The organism is Actinophytocola xanthii (genome assembly GCF_001921205.1).
GTDB classification, from domain to species: domain Bacteria; phylum Actinomycetota; class Actinomycetes; order Mycobacteriales; family Pseudonocardiaceae; genus Actinophytocola; species Actinophytocola xanthii.
On the sequence record NZ_MSIE01000170.1, the window covers coordinates 1 to 429 of the forward strand.

The window sequence follows — 429 nt, forward strand, 5'->3', positions numbered from 1 at the left end:
GCGCTGCCCGCCATCAAGTCCGCGACCACCACCCTGTTCACCGCCAGCTCCCGCTGCGGCACGGCCACCACCCAGGTCACCCAGGACATCTACGCCGGCACCAGCACGAAGGCGGCTCAGGTCTCCCCCCAGGGCACCTGCACCGGCAACGACAACGTCAGCGTCACCAGCTGGGGCACCCTGCCCGCCAGCGTCCTCGCCTACACCTGCGTCTACTACCGCACCGGCTCCAAGACCGTCCTGTCCTCCGACGTGCTGATCGACAACAAGGTCCACAAGTGGTTCACCACCCAGCCCGCCGGCTGCACCAACCAGTTCGACCTCGAGTCGGTCATGGTCCACGAGCGTGGCCACACCGCCGGCCTCGAGCACGTCGCCCAGAACTCCGCCCAAACCATGACCCCCAAAACCCCCGCCTGCACCACCGCC

1 protein-coding gene is annotated in these 429 nt (G+C 68.3%); it reads left to right on the forward strand.

The genetic code is table 11. The features are described from left to right. Positions 1-429: matrixin family metalloprotease (locus tag BU204_RS37735; RefSeq protein ID WP_143230059.1), on the forward strand; the 429-nt coding region annotated here is incomplete at both ends.